The sequence below is a fragment of the Eubacterium sp. 14-2 genome (assembly GCF_000403845.2).
Lineage (GTDB): Bacteria > Bacillota > Clostridia > Lachnospirales > Lachnospiraceae > Petralouisia.
The window spans coordinates 716,270-737,478 of the sequence record NZ_KE159567.1 but is presented as its reverse complement, the minus strand read 5'-3'; the positions used below and the strand labels follow the sequence as shown (position 1 = coordinate 737,478).

The 21,209-nt window shown below is 43.9% G+C and carries 22 protein-coding genes, 1 tRNA gene and 1 pseudogene; 5 read left to right on the top strand and 19 right to left on the bottom strand.

What is annotated here, in order from left to right; all coding sequences use genetic code 11:
• Positions 1-15: 15 nt before the first annotated feature.
• Both C805_RS10615 and C805_RS25095 read right to left on the bottom strand, forming a co-directional pair.
• The gene (locus C805_RS10615) at positions 16-1,662 is read right to left on the bottom strand and encodes a recombinase family protein (RefSeq protein WP_016213826.1); all 1,647 of its coding nucleotides are present in this window, start codon (positions 1,660-1,662) and stop codon (positions 16-18) included.
• 905 nt (positions 1,663-2,567) lie between these two features.
• A complete protein-coding gene (locus tag C805_RS25095; protein ID WP_016213825.1) occupies positions 2,568-3,122 on the bottom strand; it encodes an Ig-like domain-containing protein in 555 nt (184 codons plus the stop codon).
• A 640-nt stretch (positions 3,123-3,762) separates the two neighbouring features.
• Here C805_RS25095 and C805_RS25730 point away from each other — a divergent pair.
• Positions 3,763-3,981: a plasmid recombination protein gene (locus tag C805_RS25730; protein ID WP_371197640.1), complete on the top strand. Its 219-nt coding sequence runs from the start codon at positions 3,763-3,765 to the stop codon at positions 3,979-3,981.
• Positions 3,982-4,187: 206 nt separating this feature from the next.
• Here the strand turns inward: C805_RS25730 and C805_RS10605 are convergent.
• From C805_RS10605 to C805_RS10595, 3 genes and pseudogenes are all read right to left on the bottom strand, one after another.
• Positions 4,188-4,883: pseudogene (locus C805_RS10605) on the bottom strand (carboxypeptidase-like regulatory domain-containing protein); the annotation flags it as partial.
• A gap of 128 nt (positions 4,884-5,011) precedes the next feature.
• Entirely contained in the window at positions 5,012-5,203 is a 192-nt protein-coding gene (locus tag C805_RS10600) for a hypothetical protein (RefSeq protein WP_016213823.1), read from the bottom strand.
• 192 nt (positions 5,204-5,395) lie between these two features.
• On the bottom strand, positions 5,396-6,463 hold the full coding sequence (locus C805_RS10595; RefSeq protein ID WP_016213822.1) for a branched-chain amino acid aminotransferase: 1,068 nt from the start codon (positions 6,461-6,463) through the stop codon (positions 5,396-5,398).
• 264 nt (positions 6,464-6,727) lie between these two features.
• Here C805_RS10595 and C805_RS10590 point away from each other — a divergent pair, with 264 nt between their 5' ends.
• Entirely contained in the window at positions 6,728-7,243 is a 516-nt protein-coding gene (locus tag C805_RS10590; RefSeq protein ID WP_016213821.1) for a flavin reductase, read from the top strand.
• Positions 7,244-7,428: 185 nt separating this feature from the next.
• On the opposite strand, the gene C805_RS10585 is transcribed toward C805_RS10590, so the two are convergent.
• From C805_RS10585 to thyA, 7 genes are all read right to left on the bottom strand, one after another.
• Positions 7,429-8,016: an HD domain-containing protein gene (locus tag C805_RS10585; RefSeq protein ID WP_016213820.1), complete on the bottom strand. Its 588-nt coding sequence runs from the start codon at positions 8,014-8,016 to the stop codon at positions 7,429-7,431.
• 14 nt (positions 8,017-8,030) lie between these two features.
• A complete protein-coding gene (locus tag C805_RS10580) occupies positions 8,031-8,552 on the bottom strand; it encodes a cysteine hydrolase family protein (RefSeq protein ID WP_016213819.1) in 522 nt (173 codons plus the stop codon).
• 50 nt (positions 8,553-8,602) lie between these two features.
• Entirely contained in the window at positions 8,603-9,145 is a 543-nt protein-coding gene (gene ilvN / locus C805_RS10575) for an acetolactate synthase small subunit (protein WP_016213818.1), read from the bottom strand.
• Positions 9,146-9,160: 15 nt separating this feature from the next.
• Complete coding sequence (gene ilvB / locus C805_RS10570; protein WP_031200914.1) at positions 9,161-10,879, bottom strand: biosynthetic-type acetolactate synthase large subunit; 1,719 nt, start codon at positions 10,877-10,879, stop codon at positions 9,161-9,163.
• Between the two features lie 99 nt (positions 10,880-10,978).
• Positions 10,979-11,929, bottom strand: a complete 951-nt coding sequence (locus tag C805_RS10565; RefSeq protein WP_016213816.1) for an AEC family transporter — start codon at positions 11,927-11,929, stop codon at positions 10,979-10,981.
• A 1-nt stretch (position 11,930) separates the two neighbouring features.
• The gene (locus C805_RS10560) at positions 11,931-12,434 is read right to left on the bottom strand and encodes a dihydrofolate reductase (RefSeq protein ID WP_016213815.1); all 504 of its coding nucleotides are present in this window, start codon (positions 12,432-12,434) and stop codon (positions 11,931-11,933) included.
• A gap of 64 nt (positions 12,435-12,498) precedes the next feature.
• Positions 12,499-13,347 carry a thymidylate synthase gene (thyA, locus tag C805_RS10555; protein WP_016213814.1) on the bottom strand — a complete coding sequence of 283 codons (849 nt, stop codon included), beginning with the start codon at positions 13,345-13,347 and terminating at the stop codon, positions 12,499-12,501.
• Positions 13,348-13,594: 247 nt separating this feature from the next.
• Between thyA and C805_RS10550 the strand changes: the two genes are divergently transcribed.
• Positions 13,595-13,855 (top strand): hypothetical protein, encoded by a 261-nt coding sequence (locus C805_RS10550; protein ID WP_016213813.1) that lies wholly within the window; start codon positions 13,595-13,597, stop codon positions 13,853-13,855.
• Between the two features lie 197 nt (positions 13,856-14,052).
• On the opposite strand, the gene C805_RS10545 is transcribed toward C805_RS10550, so the two are convergent.
• On the bottom strand, positions 14,053-14,814 hold the full coding sequence (locus C805_RS10545; RefSeq protein ID WP_016213812.1) for a class I SAM-dependent methyltransferase: 762 nt from the start codon (positions 14,812-14,814) through the stop codon (positions 14,053-14,055).
• Positions 14,815-15,224: 410 nt separating this feature from the next.
• On the opposite strand from C805_RS10545, the gene C805_RS10540 reads away from it, so the two are divergent.
• Positions 15,225-15,422, top strand: coding sequence for a helix-turn-helix domain-containing protein (locus tag C805_RS10540; RefSeq protein ID WP_016213811.1), 198 nt, complete (start codon positions 15,225-15,227; stop codon positions 15,420-15,422).
• A gap of 312 nt (positions 15,423-15,734) precedes the next feature.
• On the opposite strand, the gene C805_RS26280 is transcribed toward C805_RS10540, so the two are convergent.
• The 3 genes from C805_RS26280 to C805_RS10525 form a co-directional block, all read right to left on the bottom strand.
• Positions 15,735-15,899, bottom strand: a complete 165-nt coding sequence (locus C805_RS26280; protein ID WP_016213809.1) for a hypothetical protein — start codon at positions 15,897-15,899, stop codon at positions 15,735-15,737.
• Between the two features lie 93 nt (positions 15,900-15,992).
• The gene (locus C805_RS10530) at positions 15,993-16,253 is read right to left on the bottom strand and encodes a helix-turn-helix domain-containing protein (RefSeq protein WP_016213808.1); all 261 of its coding nucleotides are present in this window, start codon (positions 16,251-16,253) and stop codon (positions 15,993-15,995) included.
• 452 nt (positions 16,254-16,705) lie between these two features.
• A tRNA-Gly gene (locus C805_RS10525) sits at positions 16,706-16,778 on the bottom strand.
• Between the two features lie 101 nt (positions 16,779-16,879).
• Here C805_RS10525 and C805_RS10520 point away from each other — a divergent pair.
• Positions 16,880-17,320, top strand: coding sequence for an FMN-binding protein (locus C805_RS10520; RefSeq protein ID WP_016213806.1), 441 nt, complete (start codon positions 16,880-16,882; stop codon positions 17,318-17,320).
• A gap of 125 nt (positions 17,321-17,445) precedes the next feature.
• On the opposite strand, the gene C805_RS10515 is transcribed toward C805_RS10520, so the two are convergent.
• The 3 genes from C805_RS10515 to C805_RS10505 form a co-directional block, all read right to left on the bottom strand.
• On the bottom strand, positions 17,446-18,285 hold the full coding sequence (locus C805_RS10515; RefSeq protein WP_016213805.1) for a DegV family protein: 840 nt from the start codon (positions 18,283-18,285) through the stop codon (positions 17,446-17,448).
• Between the two features lie 296 nt (positions 18,286-18,581).
• Positions 18,582-19,778 (bottom strand): transglutaminase domain-containing protein, encoded by a 1,197-nt coding sequence (locus C805_RS10510; RefSeq protein ID WP_016213804.1) that lies wholly within the window; start codon positions 19,776-19,778, stop codon positions 18,582-18,584.
• A gap of 79 nt (positions 19,779-19,857) precedes the next feature.
• Entirely contained in the window at positions 19,858-21,144 is a 1,287-nt protein-coding gene (locus C805_RS10505) for a M18 family aminopeptidase (protein ID WP_016213803.1), read from the bottom strand.
• Between the last annotated feature and the right edge of the window lie 65 nt (positions 21,145-21,209).

Below are 21,209 nucleotides of genomic sequence, written 5' to 3'. Positions count from 1 at the left end.
ACCATAAATTCGGGATTATGAAATGAAGTCATTCAGGTTGATTTTAAAGCGAATAACGACTTCTGTTTTCTTTACATCAATACGTTCTACCAGCTTATTTACCAATACTCGCTTGGTTGCCACATCTGCATTTAAAAATACATCCTGCCATGTTGGAATCTTATTTTTTATATCTTCCCATTCGTCGATTGTTACAGAAGTGTTCTTTAATTCCATTTCCTTTAATGTAACGACCTCTTGTTGCTGTTGCGCCTGTTCTTTGTGCTTTTTGATAATTGTTACCAGTTCTTCCAATGACAAAGGATAATCGCCGGTCATGGCGTTTGGAATATTTTCTTCCATAATATGAATCTTGTCCTGAATGCTTAAAAGATTCTGTTTTTCCTTTTTTAAGTCCGCTTGCTTACGTTTCTTCTCCTGATTCTGATTGTTTTCAATCTCGTGAAAGATACTTTCATTTTCCTGTAATTTCCCAATGTATTTTGCAATGGATTCAAATACAATCGGTTCAATCGTATCGGCTCGGATTTGTCTGGTCTTATCATGCGGTACTCCCTGCCATGCTTTTTGGCATTTGTAAACTGCAATTTTACTCGCTCTTTTTTCCCCGGTATCTTTTATCGTCCAATAGTTATATTTACTTCCATTTGTCATTTTACTTCCACAATAGCCGCAGTATAAAACATCTATTAAGGCTAACATACCGTCATTCTTTCTAATCACATTCACCTCCTTATGTTCTAACGCTTTTATGTATTTATCACCCCGGCGTTTACGTCTTTCCTGCGTTTTGTTCCATGTATCTTCGTCAATAATTGCAATATTTTCATTTGCGTCAAAAGAAGTAATCCAGTCCTTGCTGTCAAGCCTGTGATATTGTCCGTTGATTCGTTCTCTGCGTTTATAAGCTGTATGTCCGGTATAGATGGGATTCGTCAAAATACTTGTGATTGTTCCGCTTTTCCATGTGTCATTGGGGGCAAGGTCTTTATAAGTTTCATGCCCGTTCAAAACTTTAGCGATTTTGGCAGAGCCATATTCCTTATTGAGAGACAGGTCATAGATATAACTGACAACCTCTGCTTTTTCCGGGACAATGACAAGATGGTGTAACGCACGTCCATGCTTGCTGATTTCTCCTGATAGCTCTAATTTGTAACCATAAGGAGCTTTTCCGCCCATAAATTTTCCTTTCTGCACCAGCTTCTGGGCGGTATCCTTTACACGCATACCCGTATCAGCGCTTTGTTTCTGTGCATTTCCATATCTCAAGGCTAACATCATCTGTCCCATTGTATCATCTGTTTCAGGCGAAATGCAGCCGTCTTTCACGGTATAAATATCCACGCCAAATTTCTTCAGAGCCATTACATAGGAGCCGATTTCCCACATACGTCTGCCAATCCTGTCGTCTTTATATGCTACCAAAATATCATATTCTTTTGCCTGTGCGTCCTGTAAGGCTTCTTGAAGTACATTTCTGTCTGCAACTGAATTTTTATATCCACTGTTGCTTCCCTCAAAATATTCTTTTGTGTCAAGCTGCCATTCCTCATATTTTTTTACATAATCTTTTACAAGCTCTCTTTGTACGCTCAAATCACCGTCTGGCTCTAACTGCTGATTTGAACTGACACGCAATAACATTCTTACTTTTTTCATAAGTCAATGGTCCTTTCTAATCAGCAGAGGGATATAACCCTCTGCCTGCGTTATGAATTTTTTTGTAATTGTTCCCGTAATACACAGGAAAGAACAGACTTTATTTCCTGACGTAAAATGTCTGTCTGTTCCGAATGTGTGGGGAACTCAACCACAATCTTTATGCCATTCTTTTCTTCTGTAATTTGTTGATAAGCAATGCCAGACATGAGATTCTCCGGGCAAATAAGTCTTATCCTATTACTATTCCGAAAAATTTTGTCCCATGCGACAGCAGGATTCTTTTTATGAAGATATGTACTTTCCTGATACATCTTTAAGTGGGGTATTTTGATTGTGTCTTTCCAATTGCACTCGCAAGTATTTTCTTTGACAACTATATCCTCGTATTCTGAACCATTCTTTTTCAAATTGCTTTCTGTATTGAATTTGAAAAAATCAAACAAAAAAGACAGTACGACAAATACAAAGCCTAAATACTGATAATCCAGGTCTTATATCTGTCACACTGTCCGCTTAATCTTTTTATACAGAAAGTTGCTTAGAATCATCCTCTATATGGATTTCCCCATAACTGGTATCAGAATGGATACCCCATGTGAAATCATTATAATTTCATTATTCCCCCCAGACTTATATAAGCACCTAATATCTGGATGATAGATATGTTGGTTACGCTTACATACAATCCTGTGGAATCACAGTTGTAACTGTATTTCTATTCAATTTTTATCATCACATCGAATGTCGGATGTTCCGGGGAAATTTTAACCCGAAAAATCGCATAAAATAATTAGATGAATTTGTGCGTATTTACCAAAGCAGAAAGTGTGTCCATAACAGAATTTAGGGGGCATTATCCCGGTCAAAAAAAACCTCCCACTTCTCAGCAGGAGGTTTTTTCATTATTTTGTCTTATGACATTTCGAGCATTCGTAGTAAGTGTGTTCGTTTGTACTGAATGAATGTCCATTCAAACCTTGTAGTACGAATTGACGGTTGTGTGAGATTCGTGCATTGTCGTCATAGAAAACTTCTCCACATTCGCACACGATTTCTACAATAGTCTTCTCAACCCACACATGCTGGCACTCTTTCGGGGGTTCTGGCTTATTTACAGGTTTCCGGCTATCTTTTACAGTCACCCTGCACTGCAAAGTTTTCCCATTTACTTTCGCTTTTACAACAGCAGTACCCTTTTTCTTAGCGGTCACCTTGCCCTTTTCAGACACTGAAACATTTTTATTAGAGGCCGTCCACTTCACTTTACCGGATGTTCCCTTTACCTTCAACTGAACAGTCGGCTTTGTCTTTTTCTTTGTGATTGTCAAAGTGACTTTTGTTTTGTTGATTTTTATTTTTGTCTTACCTTTCGCCTGTGCGGTAACAGGCATAGCAAGTGTCAAAGCTAAAGCCATGATGATAACAGTTGTGATTGATTTTCTGATGATGTTTTTCATAATCATTCCCCTTTCATAAATATATACAAACATTTCATCTTTGTGAAATATCGGTCATTTTTGGAAAATTTCTTCTTATCCAGAATTATACTCCCTGTTATCCGTTTTGTCCATTTTAAATCAGTTCCTTTCCGCTATTATTCCTGCACCCGATTTTTTAAAATGATATCTTAGAGTATCAGACACCGAACAGGAAAAACAGATACAGAATCGGGGAACAATCCTTCTCGGATGTAAAATTAGATATTGACTAAGAAAATTGCCAGGGGGTCAGTGTCCACAGGAATAACGAGCATCGGATTGCTATAGCCAAAATCCTAAGAACAAATTCCTGAGATAAAAGTACAAAAATATCGAATAGTATGTTATAATTTTCGTGTTGCTCACCGACACCCGCAACAGGGAGGAGGTGTTTGCATGGAAGTTGTGATTTCTTTTTTAGTTGCTGTTTTGGCTGGTGTAGTTTGCCACTACATCATCAAATGGTTAGACAGTGACGATAAGAGCAACAACTAACCTGGTGGATACTTTGCCACTATAAAAAAAAGAAGAATCCCCAAACTGTGCTGCAACACGGTTTGGGGATTCGCTTCTTGTCCGCATGGACTTGTGATTTCTTTTTGCCTGTTGGCATTATAGCATATGCAAAAACTTTTTTCAATATGCTTTTTATATTGTTTTTCTCCTTATCTGGTATCAATCAAGAATTATAAATGACTGGAAAAAAGATATGGTAGAAATAACCGAAAAGTTGTCTGGCAGTGAGAATATTGTTTCCTGGAGTTGCCACATGGACGAGGAAAATCCACATTTACACGTTTTATTCGTGCCTTGCCATGAAACTGAAATTTCGAGATAAATACTTTGACGAAAATTCACGAGAGGGATTGCAGATTAGACGTGAGCGTTTAAAAGACAGAGATTCAAGAATTACATACAATAATTCAGATATTCCAAAAACAGATTACAGCATTCCTTTTTAAACTAATTCGTACCCTTTTTTACCGTGTAATTTAATGATTAACTCGTTAAAAATCAGTGAACGAAAGACCTGAATATATGGTGATTTCGGTACCATTCCGTATATACACGGTTCATGGTAAAAGACATAATCGCCAGAATATTGGCCCGTATGGTGCTGTCCGGCCAGGTGGCATAAATTTCACTGGAAGCCACATTTTTGATGTAATCCTTGTATTTCACATAGTAATCACTGGCAGTAGAGTCACCCGGAGCTCCGTCATGTACCACCACATACTCCGGAACCACCACTCTGCTCAGTACAATTTCCCCGCTCTCATCCACCGGCTTAATCTCTGCCTCTGCAATTTTGGGCGGAAAATTTCCGAACAGTGTGTTGGCGGGAATCACAATATTTTTCGTATCCTGCTCCGATACCTCCAGAGGCTCCATCCGCACATTCTGCAGCGAAAGCTCTCCGGAAAACACATCCACTCCTTCAATACTGACGGGCCGATACCCCTCCGCCTCCACCTGCACGGTATATTCCGCATAAGGCTGAACAGGCTGCTCCGGCTCCATACTGTATTCCAGCGGCGGCGCTGCCAGAGTAAGTACCTCTGACTGGCCTTCCCCGTCAGTGGAAATCTGTTCCAGGGTACTCTCCGGATCTCCGGTATAGGAAATGGTAATGGTGGCGCCTTCCACCGGAATCAGCCCCAGAGTGGAAGTTACCTGAACTTTCATGGTTCCGTTGTCCACCTGGTCTGTCTGGACTGCACGCAATTGATGATTTTGCATAAATACCTCGAAATCTCTGCTCTTATTTACAGTTTATGTAAAACAGGAAAAAATGTTCCCCTGTTTTTCCTTTCATGTAATACGCACCTGACACGTTCCGGAATTTTTCCTTCCCGCGCAGGTGCGTATTATATTTCCTGTTCCATATGAATTTCTTCCAGGTTCATACTGATATACCTGGCGTCCATCTGCAGCTTTCTTGCATACAGGACACCGCTGATACAGACTGCCAGAATTGCTGCCATCAGCACAAACATATTTCCCCGTTTTTTCTTTCCATTAAAATTAATATCTGCAAATTCATCCTGCTTTTTCCGCATTTTTTCTCCTCTTTTCACCAGACGTCAGTATATCAGATAAGGTAAAACTATGATTTCTTCTGATATACTAACATCAGTCTGTGAAAAAATCTTTAAATTCATCCTGTTTTTTTCTTAAATAATTATAAAAACAGCAGAAAAATTCCTGTATAAAAAGTCAGCCGGACTGTACCGTAATTCTGCGGCGGGGTTTTATGACTTTACTTCCCGCGTCCAGCCGTATTTATCTTCTTCATTGCCCCACTGGATACCCGTCAGATAATCATAAAGCCGTTGGGTCAGTTCTCCGATTTTAAAATCATTTACAGTAACCACATCGTCTTTGTAGACAAATTCACCCACCGGAGAGATTACCGCCGCAGTTCCGGTTCCAAAGGATTCTTCCAGGGTACCGTCATGCCCCGCTTTCATCAGGTCGTCCACCGACAGATGGGTTTCATTCACTTTATAGCCCCAGTCCTTTAAAATATGGATAATGGAATCTCTCGTTACCCCGGGAAGTACCGTTCCTTCAATGGGAGCCGTATAAATTTCTCCATTGATTTTGAACATAATATTCATGGTTCCGACTTCTTCCACATACTTCCGGTTGACACCGTCCAGCCAGAGTACCTGCGTACAGCCTTTTTCTTCTGCCCTGACCTGTCCCAGAATAGAAGATGCATAATTGCCGCCGCATTTGGTAAATCCCGTTCCGCCTTTCACAGCACGTACCAGTTCATCTTCCACCAGTATTTTCACCGGATTAATTCCTTCCGGATAATAAGCGCCCACCGGACAGCAGATAACCATAAATTTATAGGATATGGCCATATGAACTCCCAGAGCAGACTCCGTGGCAAATACAAAAGGACGGATATACAGGGAAGTCTCCGGTTCTGAAGGAATCCAGTCTTTCTCCACCTTCACCAGTTCTTCTATGGCTTCCACAAACATGTCCTCCGGAACACCCGGCATACACAGACGCTCGTTGGAAGTAATCATTCTTCTGGCATTCATTTCCGGACGGAATAAAAGGATTCTGTCATCTTTGGTACGGTATGCCTTCAATCCCTCAAACGTCTCCTGCGCATAATGCAGAGTCACACAGGAAGGACTGATTGAAATAGGCCCATAAGGCTCAATTCTGGCGTCATGCCAGCCCGTTCCCTGATCCCAGTCCATCACAAACATATAATCTGTCATATATTTGCCGAATCCAAGATTTTTCTGGTCCGGTTTTTCTTTCAAAACATCTCTTTTTACAAACTTAATATCCATAACGTCTCCTCCATCCTGTAATTTTTATCATGCGGGATTCTTCTGATTTCCGGTATGATAAAAAACTCATTATATATCGTTTTATCAATTATTATACTTTTTTCTGGGACTGTCAAGATTATTCTCCGGGCTTATATTTACCATAACTGTATATTATATAATTGGCAGTTTTAATAACTTTTCTGCATATCTTAAATACAGTAAAATGATGTATACTCAAAGTGTCTCAACAAACAGCAAAGTAAACAGCAAAGGAGTTTTATTATGCATCAATTTCAATCTTATCCCATTGATTTGTTAGAATTAAATCCCTTTACAAAACTGTCAGACGAGTGGATGATCATCACTTCCGGTAACCAGGACAAAGTCAACGGTATGACAGCAAGCTGGGGAGGACTTGGAGTTCTCTGGGGGCAGAACACTGCTTTCATCTTTGTGCGTGAAAACAGATATACCAGGGAATTTATTGACAATGGAGACAGCTTTTCCTGTACGTTTTTTGACAAAAAATATAAAAATGATCTGAAATATTTCGGCGTCGTATCCGGCAGACAGGAAGACAAATTCAAAACTTCCGGCCTGAATGTAAATTACAGCAACGATGTTCCTTTTGTGGATGAAGGAAATTTTGTTCTGATCTGCAGAAAAATGGCCGCTGTACCCATTACGGAAGCTCATTTTCTGAATCCGGAAATAAAAGAAAAATGGTACTCCGGCAAAGAAGAAAATAATTTTCACACCATGTATGTGGGCGAAATCACAGAAATACTGGCAAGATAAAAACTGGCTGTACACAGCTCTGGGTGAGGGCGGGATTTTTCCCCTGGGTCAGGCTCTTCGGCAGCACATTCTCTGTCAGGCGCAGCGCAGGTCTGCCCGGCTGCCTGGCTGCACCGGATGTGACAGGTTCTTTCCTAATAGAAGAAAAGAGCAGAACACAGTCAAAAGGCCGCGTTCTGCTTTTTTTACGGCTGGAACGTATCTTTTTCCACCACAGAATAAATATCTCTTCCCATCCGGGTCTCAAAATATTTCTTCAGTTCCAGATTGCTGTCCCATTTTTCCTGAGGATAGGCGCCGTACCTGCGTTTTACATCTCCCATCCGCTCTTCAATATCCAGCACGCCTTCTGCTCCTGCCAGTGAATCGCACAGCTGGATCAGCCTGTCATATTCATCCATTACCACAGTTTTTAAGGTATCCTGAATCAGCTTCGTTTCTTCTTCCGTGGTATCAAACTGTCCGATATATCCGTCAGTGGTCTGATTATGGAAAGAATGGGTAAGGCAGATTTTCGCTGCCTCATCATATCCCAGAGACATCATATAGGAATATCCGTCCGATACATGTCCAAGATGCCTGACGCCAAATTTCCTTCCGATATCATGCAGCAACCCCAGGATATACGCTTTCTCAGAATCCATTCCCCCACATGCCTGTGCGATTTTTTCCGCACAGTGGGCGGCCACCCGGCTGTGGTTTCCCCAGGGCCCCGGATTGCAGGTTTCTCCTTCTCTCAAAATTTCTTCTGCTTCTTCTCTTGTGGGCAGCATAACCTTTCCTCCTGTCATTCTGTCTCTATCTGACACATGCCCATGGTAAGCAGCGCTGCCTCATGAGACCGGGGTGTTACCCCTGCACAGCAGGAACCATCCACCCGGATGGTGATTTCCGGCATGGCTGCTTTCAGCAGAAGGGCATTGCTCACCACACAGATATCGGTGCACAGCCCCACAAGTTCCAGTTCCAGGGGTTCTTTTTCATTTTCCTGTTTCAGCAGTTCCATCAGTTCCAGGGAGCCGAATGAAGGTTTGTCAATGATATGGGAAGGCTCCGCCAATGCTTCAATCTGAGGATGAAGCTGCCAGCCTTCTGTCCCTTTCACGCAATGGACAACCGGCAGTTTCTTTCCCTCGGCTGTTTCCAGATAATCCTCCCCATGGGTATCCCTGGTCACATAAATATCTGATTTTTCCCAGGATTTCATTTTCTCAGTCACAGGATCTACAATGGCCTGGGCTTCCGTTGTGCCGAGAGAACCATCAATAAAGTCATTCTGCATATCCACAACCACTAAAATTTTACGCATGTTTCACGCTCCCTTCTTCCGCTGGCGCACCAGCCGGAAATGTCCTGCTTCTATATGGTTTTCGGCTGACGGGCCAGACGGAAATATTCCGACCTTCCGGCACAGGAGGTACTGATGGACTCGATAGCCACCGCTCCGCCCCGTACAATTTCTATATGTTTATACTTGCTCCGCAGCAAATCAATCAGTTCGTTGTTGCGCCGCTCTGTCATTTTACATTCCAGCAGTACGCTGTCGGTACCGATGTCAGACACCTCTACCTGAAATACCTGGGCAATCTGAAACAGCTCTGCCTTTTCCGCCACAGAGCATTCCTTTACTTTTGCAAACAGGAGCTCTTTCATATGAATGGGCATATCGGTCAGATCAATGACTTTTATCACTTCCACCATCCGGTTTAACTGCTTCTTAATCTGCTCAAAGGTAATATCGTCGCTGGTAACGCAGATTGTCATGCGGGACACGGTTTCATCCTCTGTGGTTCCCACGGTCAGACTCTGCAGGTTATAGGATTTTCCGGAAAAAAGACCGGAGACTTTTGCCAGCACTCCCACCTGATTTTCCACATACAATGCAATCCATCTGTTTTTCATTCCAGTTTTCCCTCCCTACTTCAAAATCATTTCCGTCATGGGATTGCCGCCCTTTACCATGGGCAGTACAATTTCTTCCGCTGCAATCATAAATTCTATTAAGACCGGAACCTTCTGTTCTTTCGCTTTCTCAAATGCAGGGGCAATCTCTTCTTCTTTTGTGACACGAATCCCGCAGGCTCCGTAGCTTTCCGCCAGTTTCACAAAATCCGGCTCATAGGGAGGACAGGCCGGATTGGGGCCTTTACAGTCATTGGGACAGTTTTTCCTCCGCCGCAGGCAGGTGGCTTTATATCGCTTTCCATAGAAAAGCTGCTGCATCTGCCGCACCATCCCCAGATAATAATTGTTCAGAATACACACAATCACATTGGCTTCCTGGGTCATGGCTGTGGCCAGTTCCTGCAGATTCATCTGCATTCCCCCGTCTCCGGTGATACACACCACCGGCTTCCCAGGACAGCCGATTTTTGCACCGATGGCCGCCGGAAATCCAAATCCCATGGTGCCAAGGCCTCCGGAAGTAATATACTGCTTTTTCTCATTCAGCTCTATGTACTGGGCGGCCCACATCTGATGCTGGCCCACATCGGTCACAACAATCCCTTCCGGGAACTGTTCATTAATCTGCTCCATCACCATCTGAGGGGTCATACCTTTGTCTCTGCGCATTTCCAGAGGATTTTCCCTGTCCCATTCCCGTATCTGATTCAGCCACTCCTCCGTATCCTGGGGTTCCGCCCATTCCAACAGTTTTTCCAGAGCCAGATTTGCGTCCGCAACAATAGGCACATCCACCACCACATTTCTGGAAATGGCCGCTGTATCAATGTCCACATGGACAATCTGGGCATTGGGGGCAAATTCATTCAGATCGCCGGTAATCCGGTCGTTGAACCTGGTGCCGATGGAAAACAGAACGTCACACTGGCCCACCGCAATATTGGCCGCATATTTTCCATGCATACCGCTGTTTCCGATATAATAAGGATGGCTGGTGGGAATGGCGCCTTTTCCCATAATGGTCGTTACCACAGGTATCCTGGTCTGTTCTGCAAGCTGCAGCATTTTGTCATTTGCCCTGGCAATATTGACGCCTCCGCCCACCAGAAACAGAGGTTTTCTGGCTGCTTTCAGCAGCTTGTAACCTTTTTTCAGCTGTCCGATATGAACGCTTTCATTTGGTTTGTATCCACGGATAGATACGGATTTCGGATATTCTCCCGGACCTGGAGCTGTCTGAATATCTTTGGGCAGATCAATCAGCACCGGACCTGGTTTACCGGTTCTGGCAATATGAAAGGCCATTTTCAGAATTTTCCCCAGGTCTTTCCGGTCACGGACTGTCACACCGTACTTGGTAATGCTGCGGGTCATGCCCACAATATCCACTTCCTGAAAGGCGTCATTTCCAATGAGGCTTAAGGGCACCTGCCCGGTAATACATACCAATGGTATGTTGTCGTAATGGGCGTCTGCCAGACCTGTAATCACATTGGTGGCTCCCGGACCGCTGGTTACCACGCAGACTCCCACCGTCCCTGTTGCTTTCGCATAGCCTTCCGCCTCGTGTATCAGCCCCTGCTCATGTCTGGGCAGTACCAGTTCAATTTCCTCATGTTTATATAATTCATCCAGAATATCTGTTACCATGCCGCCGGGATAACCGAATACGGTGTCAATCCCTTCTTCCAGCAATGCTTTTACAAATAATTTTCTTCCTGTTATATCCATCGCCATAAGATTCACCTCTGTCCTCGTATATAGTATCTGCTCTATTGTAGCAGAAATCTTTCATTTGGGAAAGTGCCATTCTTCACCAAATGCAATCTCTCAGATATATCCCGAAATTTTCAGCAGAAAAATCCATCCTGTCAGGGTAAAAGACGCAAGCAGTGTGGTGGCTACTACAATACTGGCTGTCAGCGTCCCGTCGTTTTCCATATTTTTCGCCATAATATAACAGCTTGGCGTAGTGGGTGAGGCCAGCATAATCAGAATCCCTGTGAGCTTTTCTCCCCGAAATCCCAGGGCCAGAGCCACTGGTACAAAGATCAGCGGCTGTGCCGCCAGTTTCACAAAAGAAGCTGCCAGTGTGGGTTTCAGTTTTGTCAGGGCTTTTTTCCCCTCAAACCCTGCGCCCAGCGTAACCAGCGCCAGCGGCGTGGCCATCTGAGCCACACTGTTTATGGTTTTATCCACCATCACCGGAAACCGGATATTTCCCAGAGAAAGCAGAAGGCCCAGGAAAATACTGATAATAATTGGATTTTTCAGAATATTTGTACAGGCTTCCCTGATTTTTCCTTTTTTGTCCGCGTTCTGACTCTGCTGCCCCTCAAAGGTCAGCACAATCACAGAATATATATTGTAGAGGGGCACTGCACCCAAAATCATCAGAGGCCCCATGGCGGACGTCCCATAGATATTCTGAATAAAGGCAAGTCCCATCACCGCCGCGCTGCTGCGGAAGGAGGCCTGTACAAAAGCTCCCGTCATGTACCGGTCTTTCAGAAACAGTTTTGTTCCGGCCCAGATTAACCAGAAACAGGCAGAGCTTGCAGCAGCGCAGAACAGCACATAATTCAGATCAAATACCGCCCGAATATCCACAGAAGAAATATCCCGCAGCAGCAATACCGGCAGAGTCACCTGAAAATTAAATTTATTTGCCACTGTCACAAAATTATCATTCAGCATTCCGGTCTGCTTCAGCCCCCAGCCCAGTACCATCACCAGAAAAATGGGAATGGTCACATTGAGACTGAACATAAAATTTTCCATATTATTCTGCCTCTTTTACCTTTTTCTCATATTTCAGAAAATAGTATTCCAGATCAAAATATGTCTGCTCCTCACTGTCTGCCGTCAGCTCCCACTCCTCTCTCTCATCCAGATTGGGAAACCAGGCGTCTGCCGCATATTCGTAATCAATTTTCGTTATATGGGCCACATCGCACAAATCTACCATCTGCCGGTAAACACTTTCCCCGCCCACAATATAGATATCCTGACTGTCATACTGTTTCAGTTCTTCCAGAAGTTCCTCCATACTGTGCACCACCTGGGCGCCTTTTACCTGAAACTCCCGGTTTTGGGTCAGCACAATATTCGTTCTGTTTTTCAACGGCTGGCCCCCTGGAAAGGTTTCCAGTGTTTTCCTTCCCACTACCACCACTTTTCCCGTGGTCATTTTCTGAAAAGACTTCATATCTTCGGGAATCCGCACCAGCAGCCTGTTGTCCATGCCGATGCCCCAGTTTTTGTCTACTGCCGCAATCAGGTTCATTGTCTGTCCTCCTGTCCAAATCAAAAACTTCGTCTGTTTCCTGCCAGAACTCATGCAGGATTTTCTAAACCGCTACGGGAATATCCGTAATCTGCGGCCCTGTTTCATAATTTATCAGCTTTACGTCCTCTCTGGTAAACTGATAGAAATCCTTAATTTCCGGATTCAGCCAGAATTCCGGCGCCGGATGGGTTTCCCGGCCAATCAGTTCCCGAACCAGCGGAATATGCCGGTCATAAATATGGGCGTCTGCAATCACATGCAACAGTTCTCCTGCTTCCATACCGCAGACCTGCGCCAGCATATGCATCAGCACCGCATACTGGCACACGTTCCAGTTATTGGCTGTCAGTATATCCTGAGAACGCTGGTTTAACACTGCATTCAGTGTCAGTTTTTCCTGTCCCGGCTTCCGGGTCACATTAAAGGTCATACTGTAGGCGCAGGGATAGAGATTCATCTCGCTCAGATCCTGATGGACATAGAGATTGGTCATAATTCTCCGGCTGTAGGGATTGTGCTTCAAATCGTAAATCACCCGGTCTACCTGGTCCATCATCCCTTCGCTGTACCGATGTTTTACTCCCATCTGATAACCGTACGCTTTTCCGATGGAGCCTGTCTCATCTGCCCATTCATCCCAGATATGGCTGTTCAGCTCCTTAATATTATTGGATTTTTTCTGCCAGATCCAGAGCATTTCGTCGGTACAGCTCTTAATGGCTGTTTTGCGCAGGGTAATTGCCGGAAATTCCTGAGACAGGTCATAGCGGCTGACCACACCAAATTTCTTAATCGTATAGGCGCTGGCTCCGTCCTCCCAGTGGGGACGCACTTTTTCTCCCTCTGTGCTGACACCGTTGTCCAGAATATCCTGGCACATTTCTATAAAAATATGATCTGCCAAACTCATTGCTTTCTCCTTATTCTGCATGTTTTCTGTTTTTGTGTTCTTTCTCTTTGTTCGAATCATCATAACATACTTTTACCGTTGTATCAATGCAATAAATCCCCCGTCTGCCCTGATAAAAAATAAGGGGAACATTCTGATTTTTGTTTTTTTTGTATTTTTTAAAGATTTTTTCACAGAAATGGTGTATACTGTAGAAGATTGAAAGCTGACGGACAGCTCATTTAAGAAAATTGCAAGGAGAATGATTATGAGTCAGAAAAAAGTAGACCGATATAAGGAAGAAAAAGCCAATCGGAAAAAAATCATGAAACGTGAGAAAATGAAGCGCACGGCCCTTACCATAAGTAGTACCGTAGTTGGTGTTGCCATTGTGGGATGGCTGGGATATTCCGCTTTCGGGTATTTCCATAAAGAAGATGAAAAAACTCCCACCCAGACAGAAGTTGATTTAAGCGCATTAAACGATTATATCAGCGGCCTGTATGCAGAAGAGGAAGCCGCTGAATAAAATTCTGTTTACCTTTCCTGTAAACCTCTCCATTCTGAGAGAATCGGCTGCCTTACAGGGCGCGGACAGCAATAAACATAATCTGCCCGCGCTGCCTGTTTTAATTATTATTCTGAAGAAAAGTGCTTTCACGCCTCAGCGCGGCAGTGCCCTGTCTGCAGAATACATAAGGCAGCTCTGCCACCTGTCCTTTTACATCATTTCTGAACAACCAGAAGAAATCTGTGAATTTTTCCTTCTATTACACCTTCCCGTTCCAGCAGTTCCTGTGCACGATACAGATTTTCCTGACAGTCCTTCACGCAAAATCCCGGAAATTCCCAGGGAATGACACGGGCAAACCAGACAAGGGCTCCCACATCCCAAAATTTTATGGGACGAAAGGCTTCCTCTGCTTTTATAATGGAAAGCCCCTCTGCCCGGAAATTCTGTTCCGCTATGTTCAGATACTGATCCGGAAACGGAAGGTCCGGCACATCACTGAGCAGTAATTCCACCAGTTCCCGGTCATTTTCCGCTCCCACCTGTTCCGTGATAAATATACCGCCCTTTTTTAACAGCCGCGCTGTTTCAGCGGGATTAAAATTCCCATGGCGGTTGATAATCAAATCAAAACTTTCGTCAGGAAAGGGCAGTCTGCCGCCTCCGTCTGCTTCCTGAAAATCAATTCCCAGGGGCAGTAATTTTTTCCTGCATAATTCCACATTCGGCGGATAATTTTCCGTAGCCGCCAGATTACAGCAGGGGTGATTGAGAGATAACAGAAATTCCCCTCCTCCGGTTTCCACATCAAGGAGTTTCTGCTCCGGTTTCAGATAATATCTGACTGTTTCCCTGTAATTCCAGGGCAGATCCTGTTCTTCTTCATATTTCCCATTAATATGGGAAAAGTCCCAGCCATGGATATGGGCCTGTTCTTCTTCCTGAAGCCATAATTTTAAATATGTTTCTTTTTCCATCTTTTTTGCTCCTTTTTGCCTGCTGTACTGTCTGAATCCGGTGCAGTTTCCCCATATTCCCAACCATTAATCTGTTTTTCAGAAACTGCCCGTGCATATTCCTGTCCATTCTGGAAAAACTGTATAAAAAAGGATGCGCTATGCGCATTCTCTGCGCGCGAGCGAATTGCGCAGCAATAAACATCACCCCCGCGAGCTGCGCCATTTGCGGTGCGTCAGAGCATACGCAGTATGCTGAACGTATCGCGTTTTAGCACAATTGCGAAGCAATATTTTACCTCTTGTGCGAGCGCGCATCATTATTTTTTATCTTACAGGAAATACTTTCACACGTTAGCGTAACAAGGTGTTTTCTACTAAGAAGATAAAACCTGCCATTCCCGGCAGCTCCACAGAAACGAGGTGTTTTTATGAAAATTATGTTGAGCGAAATTTTGGATCGCAAGGGAATCTCACAGAATAAAATGGCCAAAGATACCGGCATTTCCATTACCACCCTCAGAAACCTGAATCATAACAGAACCACCAGAATCAGTTTTGACATACTGGAAAAAATCTGCATTTATCTGGACTGCGGCGTGGAGGATATTCTCGGTGTGGAAAAGTAAAGGGTATTTCGGAAATACAAAAATAAAGTTCCTGAAATCCGCAAACTTTTTTCTGTATTTCCCATACTATTAAAAAAACCGTCTGCTCTCCAGTCTTCTGGTTCTCCGTCCCCGTCATATGAAACTGGTTCAGCAACGCTCCTGACTGCCATACTCTTTTCGTCCGGGTTCAGAGCGTAACCAGATTCGTCATAGCTCCAGGTCTCCATATTTGTTCTGTCTCCTGGATTTTGACTTATAGGCTAAAATCTGTTATAATTTCTGTGAATCGGGCGGCCTGTGTGATGCCGCCCTTTTCAGTTTTCCCTTGACTTAATCCTCTAAGCCTTTGCTGATTCTGTCCTTAACCCTCTTAATTTTCTTTAAGGCTTCCTCAACCTTTCCGGACTGCAAGAGTTCTTCTACATCTTCCCAATTTTCAAGCTGTCCTCTTAAATTGTCCTTCCACTGATTGTCTGTCATTCCCATAACTTCCATCTGCTCTCCTTTCTCCCTTTCGGGTTATTAGTCCTGTATCTCTGGACTAATCATAGTATAGTCTATTATTGTGTATTTGTCAATAGTCTATTATCATGTATTATTATTTTCTTTGGTTTTCTTTTTATATTCCATGATTTCCCACGTCTGGCAGTTTAATAGATTACATAAATTAGCGATAACCTCACAAGTCACATTTTCATTTTTTGTCAACTTTGCTACTGTATTGGAATGGATACCGTTATTTTTAAGCCACTGCTTATTATATCCTTTTCGCTCCAGCAATTCCCACAATCGGGAAAAGTCTATAATTCCGTTCATTCCATATGGAATTTTATTTATAGTTCCGCTCATGATTTCACCGCCTTTCTGATACAGTATATGATAATAGATTTTTATTTGTTTGTCAACGTCTATTCCTGTGTAGCAAATGGTACCGCAAAGCCCTTGTTCTTATCATCTATTTTTGTGTATTATTATACATTGCATTTTCGTCTATTATCATATATTACATAGCCATAGCAGGGAAAAACAAGCCAAACAGGAGGGAACGGAAATGAAAAAATACCATCTCAGTGATATCCCCTCCGATAAGGATATCAGAAGGATACCTGAGTTTTCAGCAGTCACACAGTACGAGATTCCGATTATCTTTACTTCTTACGAATCATGACAAATTCCATGACAAAAAAATTATTATTATTGCTAATATGGTATGATTAAAACTCATAAAACACCATACAAAAACAGCCGCAAACCTTTGATTCTACTGGAAAATCCTTAAGTCTGCGGCTGCTATCCATAAAAGCGATAGACGGGGCTCGAACCCGCGGTCTCGACCTTGGCAAGGTCGCGCGTTACCAACTACGCCACTATCGCATGTCTGAAAACATGATACTATAAATTTCCTTTTTTGTCAATAGCATATTTTCCTTTTTTCTTTCATATAGTAATTCAAAGAGAGATTAAGGAGGAATCCTGTGAGTTCAAAAACCAAAATTGTTGTTCTGCATCTAAAAGAAGTGGTCTATACAGCTATTTTTGCCGTGCTTGGAATTCTGCTGATTTTACTGCTGATTTTTATGTTCCTGCCGGATAACAAAGACAAAGATACGGAAGAAACCATGAAATATACGGCGGGGGTCTATACTTCCTCCATACAATTAAATGACAACGCCATAGATGTAGAGGTTGTGGTAGATGACAACCACATCAATTCCGTCACACTGGTAAATCTGGATGAAGCCACTGCCGCCATGTATCCTCTGATGCAGCCTGCACTGGATAACCTTACCAGACAGATTTACGAAAAGCAGTCCCTGGAAAATATTTCCTATGGAGATGACAACCAATATACTTCCATGGTACTGCTGAACGCTATCCAGTCAGCTCTGGATAAAGCGGCCTACATAGAAGAATAATTTTCACCATGTCTGCTCTGCCTCCCGGCAGGCCCCATAGTCCGAAAAAAGGAACAGTTGCCATATTTTAAATATGATTACTGTTCCTTTTAATATTGCATTTTACATCTCATGTGTCCGCTTCGTTACACTGCCATAATAATGCCGCCGTCATTGGCATACATACTGCTGATTCCGGCAGTATCTATCACAAATATTTCTTTAAATTCTGCCAGTTTTCTCACTTTCTCTGCTGCCTCTTTTGCTCTTTTCGGGCAGTTGCAGTGAGAAATTGCAAATATTTTTTCCTGAGGATTCACTGTTTTGGCAATCAGGTCGTGAATCATTTTGTCCACTGCTTTTCCAATGCCCCTGGCCTGGCCAATCTGGCTGATGGTTCCCTCGGCGGTTCCGGCCATTACCGGCTTGATGTTCAGTGCTCCCGCCACAAATGCCTTGATATTACTGAGCCTCCCATTCTTCCTGAGCGTCTCCAGGTTCTCCAGCACAAAAGAAGTGTTCATTCCTGTAATAAATGCTTCCACCTTCTCCACCACTTCTTCAAAGGCCAGTCCCGCCTCTTCACATTCCTGAATCTTCATGGCAATCAGCGTTTCACCCACAGAAGCAGATCTGGAGTCAAACACATGAATCTGTTTCTGCCCCTTTTCTTCCAGATACAGTTTCCGGCCAATTTCAGCGCTGTTGTACGAGCCGCTGAGCTGAGAAGAAAGGGTAACTGCATAAACATGCCCGGCTTCACAGTCAAAAGCTGACATATATTGTTCCGGCGAAGGACAGGTTGATTTTGGGCTGTTGGGGCTTGCCGCCACCCGTCTTAAAAAATCAGCCTGATCAAAGGTTTCATCATCCACAATCCTGTAATCATCCACAGACATTTCCAGAGGTACGTTTTCAAAACGCCCGTCCTCTTTTAACTTCCCCGGCAGCTCCCCGCAACTGTCCACTACAATTTTATAGTTCATGTCTTTCCTCCTGATATAGTATTATTCCACATGATATTCGATATTTAATACAGTTTTCTTATATTCCAGTCATTATTTTATGTGGTTTTTAATACTACTTTATAGTAGCATAAATATCAGGTTTTGAAAAGCCCTATTTTTCATAACAAAGCAGGCAGGCCCACTTCATTTTCCCTGCCTCTCAGTCCTGAGGGGAATTGCTCACTGCGGACATTTCCCGTAAGATAAAAGGAGCGCCGGAAAGAAATTTCAAAATTTCCCTCTGACACTCCATCTGAAATACAGATTTTCTGAAATCAGTTAAAGCAGAAACTGATTTCCTTCCACATATCGTCTTCGATATAATTTACTTCCGTAATTCCATTGCAGTAATCTGCAATAAACCCTTCTTCAATAAAATACCGGAATGCCTGCTTTTTCAGAAAATCATCTGCAAACCGCAGGGTTACCACCCGGCCCTGCATCCAGGCATCTGACAGAATGGCTCCCATGGCCTCCGGTTCCCATGTTTCAATCCAGGTTCCCTCTTTCCGGTAATAATTATTTGTCACAGCGGTACATGATGGCAGTTCCAGCCCTTCATCCGGCACATGGCCCATCAGCATTTCTCCGGTAGTCATGGCCATATAATTATAGTCAATAAAAGAGGTTTCCAGTCCTTCCCTGTTCCGATAACCGTTATTTCCCCAGGTGGCATCCATATAGTAATATTCTCCGTCCAGCCGGATCAGGTTCCAGGCATGGGCCTCTCCCAGAGCCACGCCGGATACAATCACACTCTGTACGCCCAGCTGGTTCAGCAGATACTGAACAGCACAGGCATATCCCTGGCATACTGTCTGCTGCCTGAGGAATACGCTGATAATATTCTGGCTGTCTTCCACATCCTGTACATATTCCGTATTGAGGGCCAGCAGCTCATAAACGTATTTTGCTTTCTCATAATCCGTATGATTTATTGTAATTCCGGCAAGCCAGGCTCCTACAATCTCGTCAATCTGAATCTGGGTATTCTGCCGCTCTTCCACTGTCATGGTGTATTTCGGGGCAAATTCCAGACTCACCAGTTCTTCCCCTTTGGTATATCTGGTAAAAACATATCCCTCCACCCAGAACAGGCCGCCATAATCTCCGCACACTGCTGTGTAGGCCCTGCGCATCAAATCCAGGTCTGTGGTTGAGAGTTTTATTTTTTCATCATGGTTCAGAATTGCCGTCAGCATTTCGTCATAGACCACCCGTTCCTCCTCCGTCAGGTGATCGTAAGCATATTTTCCTGTGGAAATCTCCTGCGGCTCCGGAGGCGGAGCAATCTGCTTTGTGTCTGCCCTGGGCGTTTCCGCTTTCTGTTTGTTTTCGTCTATGGGAACGCTTTCTGACTCCCTGCCTTCCGGCAGAATGTTCTGTATCACATCAGCAGAACAGGCGTTCATCACACTGCCGGATAAGATTATGAGAAGCAGCAGGAGCACCCTGCCTCTTATCAGTTTCATTTCCAACTACCTTCCTTACATTATATTATGCGTCCAAAATTACGGACCTGTTGAAGGGAATCTGCTCCCTTTGTTCCGGTTACGCCTGAAAAAATGCGGTGACCAGACTGGTCAGAGATTTCATATCGGCAGCGCCCATGGTTTCCACTGCGGAATGCATGGCCAGCAGAGGCACTCCCACATCCACCGTCCGCACCGGAAGAATGGCCGAAGCAATAGAGCCAAGGGTCCCTCCGCCCGGCATATCGGAACGATTCACAAATTTCTGATAAGGAATTTTATTTCTCCTGCAAATCTGTTCCACAACTGCCACCGCCTCACAGTCTGTGGCATAGGACTGGGAGGAAGCCTCTTTGATACACAGCCCTTTTCCCAGCACCGGTTTATTTGTAATATCCATTTTTCCCATCTGGTTGGGATGAAGGCCATGAGCCACATCCAGTGACAGTAAAAAGGCGTCATACAGGCTTTCCCTGGTCTGGGCTGCAGATTTTCCCTGACTGTCATGGATTTTTTCCAGAAGATTCAGCAGCATCATGGAGCCTGCCCCCTGCTTTGTATAACAGCCCACCTCTTCATGGTCAAATAAAGCCACAACATTCAGCCCGCGGGCCGGCCGGCTTTCTGTAAGGCCTGTGAGAAGGGCCTGCACCGAGGTCAGATTATCCAGTCTGGGGGAAAGGATAAATTCCTGCTGTCGCCCCAGATACCGGGGCTCTTCCATACAGTATACCCACAGTTCATAGTCCAGTATCTTTTCTTCTTCCACCTTAAGTTCCTCTGCCAGGAATTTCATCAGCATATGTTCTTCTTTTTCTTCTCCCAGCAGGCCAAGAATGGGGAGCATATCTGTCTGTTTATTCAGTTCCACCCCTTTATTTACATCACGGTTCATATGAATGGCCAGATTGGGAATCACGAACAAAGGCCTTTCCACAGAAAGATAACGCATGTCCGGATGCATCACATCTTTGCTTTCCACCGCCACTCGTCCGGAAATGCTCAGAGGTCTGTCCAGCCAGGTGTTTAAAATGGCTCCTCCATACACTTCTGTATTGACCTGCCCGTATCCGCCGGCAGATACATCGGGACTGGGTTTTATTCTCAAACATGGAAAATCCGTATGGGCCGCGCCGATACGAATTTTATTCCGGGGTTCAGCCTGTTCTCCTGTGGTAAAGGCAAACAGGGTGGTATCGTGATGCTTCACATAATATTTTCCATTTTCCGACAGCCCCCAGGTCTGGTTGAATTGCAGTTCTTCAAATCCTGCCTCCTTAAGCTGTCTCTCCGCTTCCCGTACCACCAGAACCGCACTGGTTCCCTTTTCCAGCAATCTGAATAATTTCTGTTCTGTCTGTTCCATGCTCTGCCTCCTGAAATCTATTCTGTTATAATTATTTCGTATTGTTTTGCACTCAGATCTGTCCA

Excerpts from the sequence above, each read along its gene's own strand:
- C805_RS10615 (WP_016213826.1), bottom strand. The coding sequence starts at position 1,662 with ATGAAAAAAGTAAGAATGTTATTGCGTGTCAGTTCAAATCAGCAGTTA.
- C805_RS25095 (WP_016213825.1), bottom strand. The coding sequence starts at position 3,122 with ATGAAAAACATCATCAGAAAATCAATCACAACTGTTATCATCATGGCT.
- C805_RS10600 (WP_016213823.1), bottom strand. The coding sequence starts at position 5,203 with ATGCGGAAAAAGCAGGATGAATTTGCAGATATTAATTTTAATGGAAAG.
- C805_RS10595 (WP_016213822.1), bottom strand. The coding sequence starts at position 6,463 with ATGGATATTAAGTTTGTAAAAAGAGATGTTTTGAAAGAAAAACCGGAC.
- C805_RS10590 (WP_016213821.1), top strand. The coding sequence starts at position 6,728 with ATGCATCAATTTCAATCTTATCCCATTGATTTGTTAGAATTAAATCCC.
- C805_RS10585 (WP_016213820.1), bottom strand. The coding sequence starts at position 8,016 with ATGCTGCCCACAAGAGAAGAAGCAGAAGAAATTTTGAGAGAAGGAGAA.
- C805_RS10580 (WP_016213819.1), bottom strand. The coding sequence starts at position 8,552 with ATGCGTAAAATTTTAGTGGTTGTGGATATGCAGAATGACTTTATTGAT.
- ilvN (WP_016213818.1), bottom strand. The coding sequence starts at position 9,145 with ATGAAAAACAGATGGATTGCATTGTATGTGGAAAATCAGGTGGGAGTG.
- ilvB (WP_031200914.1), bottom strand. The coding sequence starts at position 10,879 with ATGGATATAACAGGAAGAAAATTATTTGTAAAAGCATTGCTGGAAGAA.
- C805_RS10565 (WP_016213816.1), bottom strand. The coding sequence starts at position 11,929 with ATGGAAAATTTTATGTTCAGTCTCAATGTGACCATTCCCATTTTTCTG.
- C805_RS10560 (WP_016213815.1), bottom strand. The coding sequence starts at position 12,434 with ATGAACCTGATTGCGGCAGTAGACAAAAACTGGGGCATCGGCATGGAC.
- thyA (WP_016213814.1), bottom strand. The coding sequence starts at position 13,347 with ATGAGTTTGGCAGATCATATTTTTATAGAAATGTGCCAGGATATTCTG.
- C805_RS10550 (WP_016213813.1), top strand. The coding sequence starts at position 13,595 with ATGAGTCAGAAAAAAGTAGACCGATATAAGGAAGAAAAAGCCAATCGG.
- C805_RS10545 (WP_016213812.1), bottom strand. The coding sequence starts at position 14,814 with ATGGAAAAAGAAACATATTTAAAATTATGGCTTCAGGAAGAAGAACAG.
- C805_RS10540 (WP_016213811.1), top strand. The coding sequence starts at position 15,225 with ATGAAAATTATGTTGAGCGAAATTTTGGATCGCAAGGGAATCTCACAG.
- C805_RS26280 (WP_016213809.1), bottom strand. The coding sequence starts at position 15,899 with ATGGAAGTTATGGGAATGACAGACAATCAGTGGAAGGACAATTTAAGA.
- C805_RS10530 (WP_016213808.1), bottom strand. The coding sequence starts at position 16,253 with ATGAGCGGAACTATAAATAAAATTCCATATGGAATGAACGGAATTATA.
- C805_RS10515 (WP_016213805.1), bottom strand. The coding sequence starts at position 18,285 with ATGAACTATAAAATTGTAGTGGACAGTTGCGGGGAGCTGCCGGGGAAG.
- C805_RS10510 (WP_016213804.1), bottom strand. The coding sequence starts at position 19,778 with ATGAAACTGATAAGAGGCAGGGTGCTCCTGCTGCTTCTCATAATCTTA.
- C805_RS10505 (WP_016213803.1), bottom strand. The coding sequence starts at position 21,144 with ATGGAACAGACAGAACAGAAATTATTCAGATTGCTGGAAAAGGGAACC.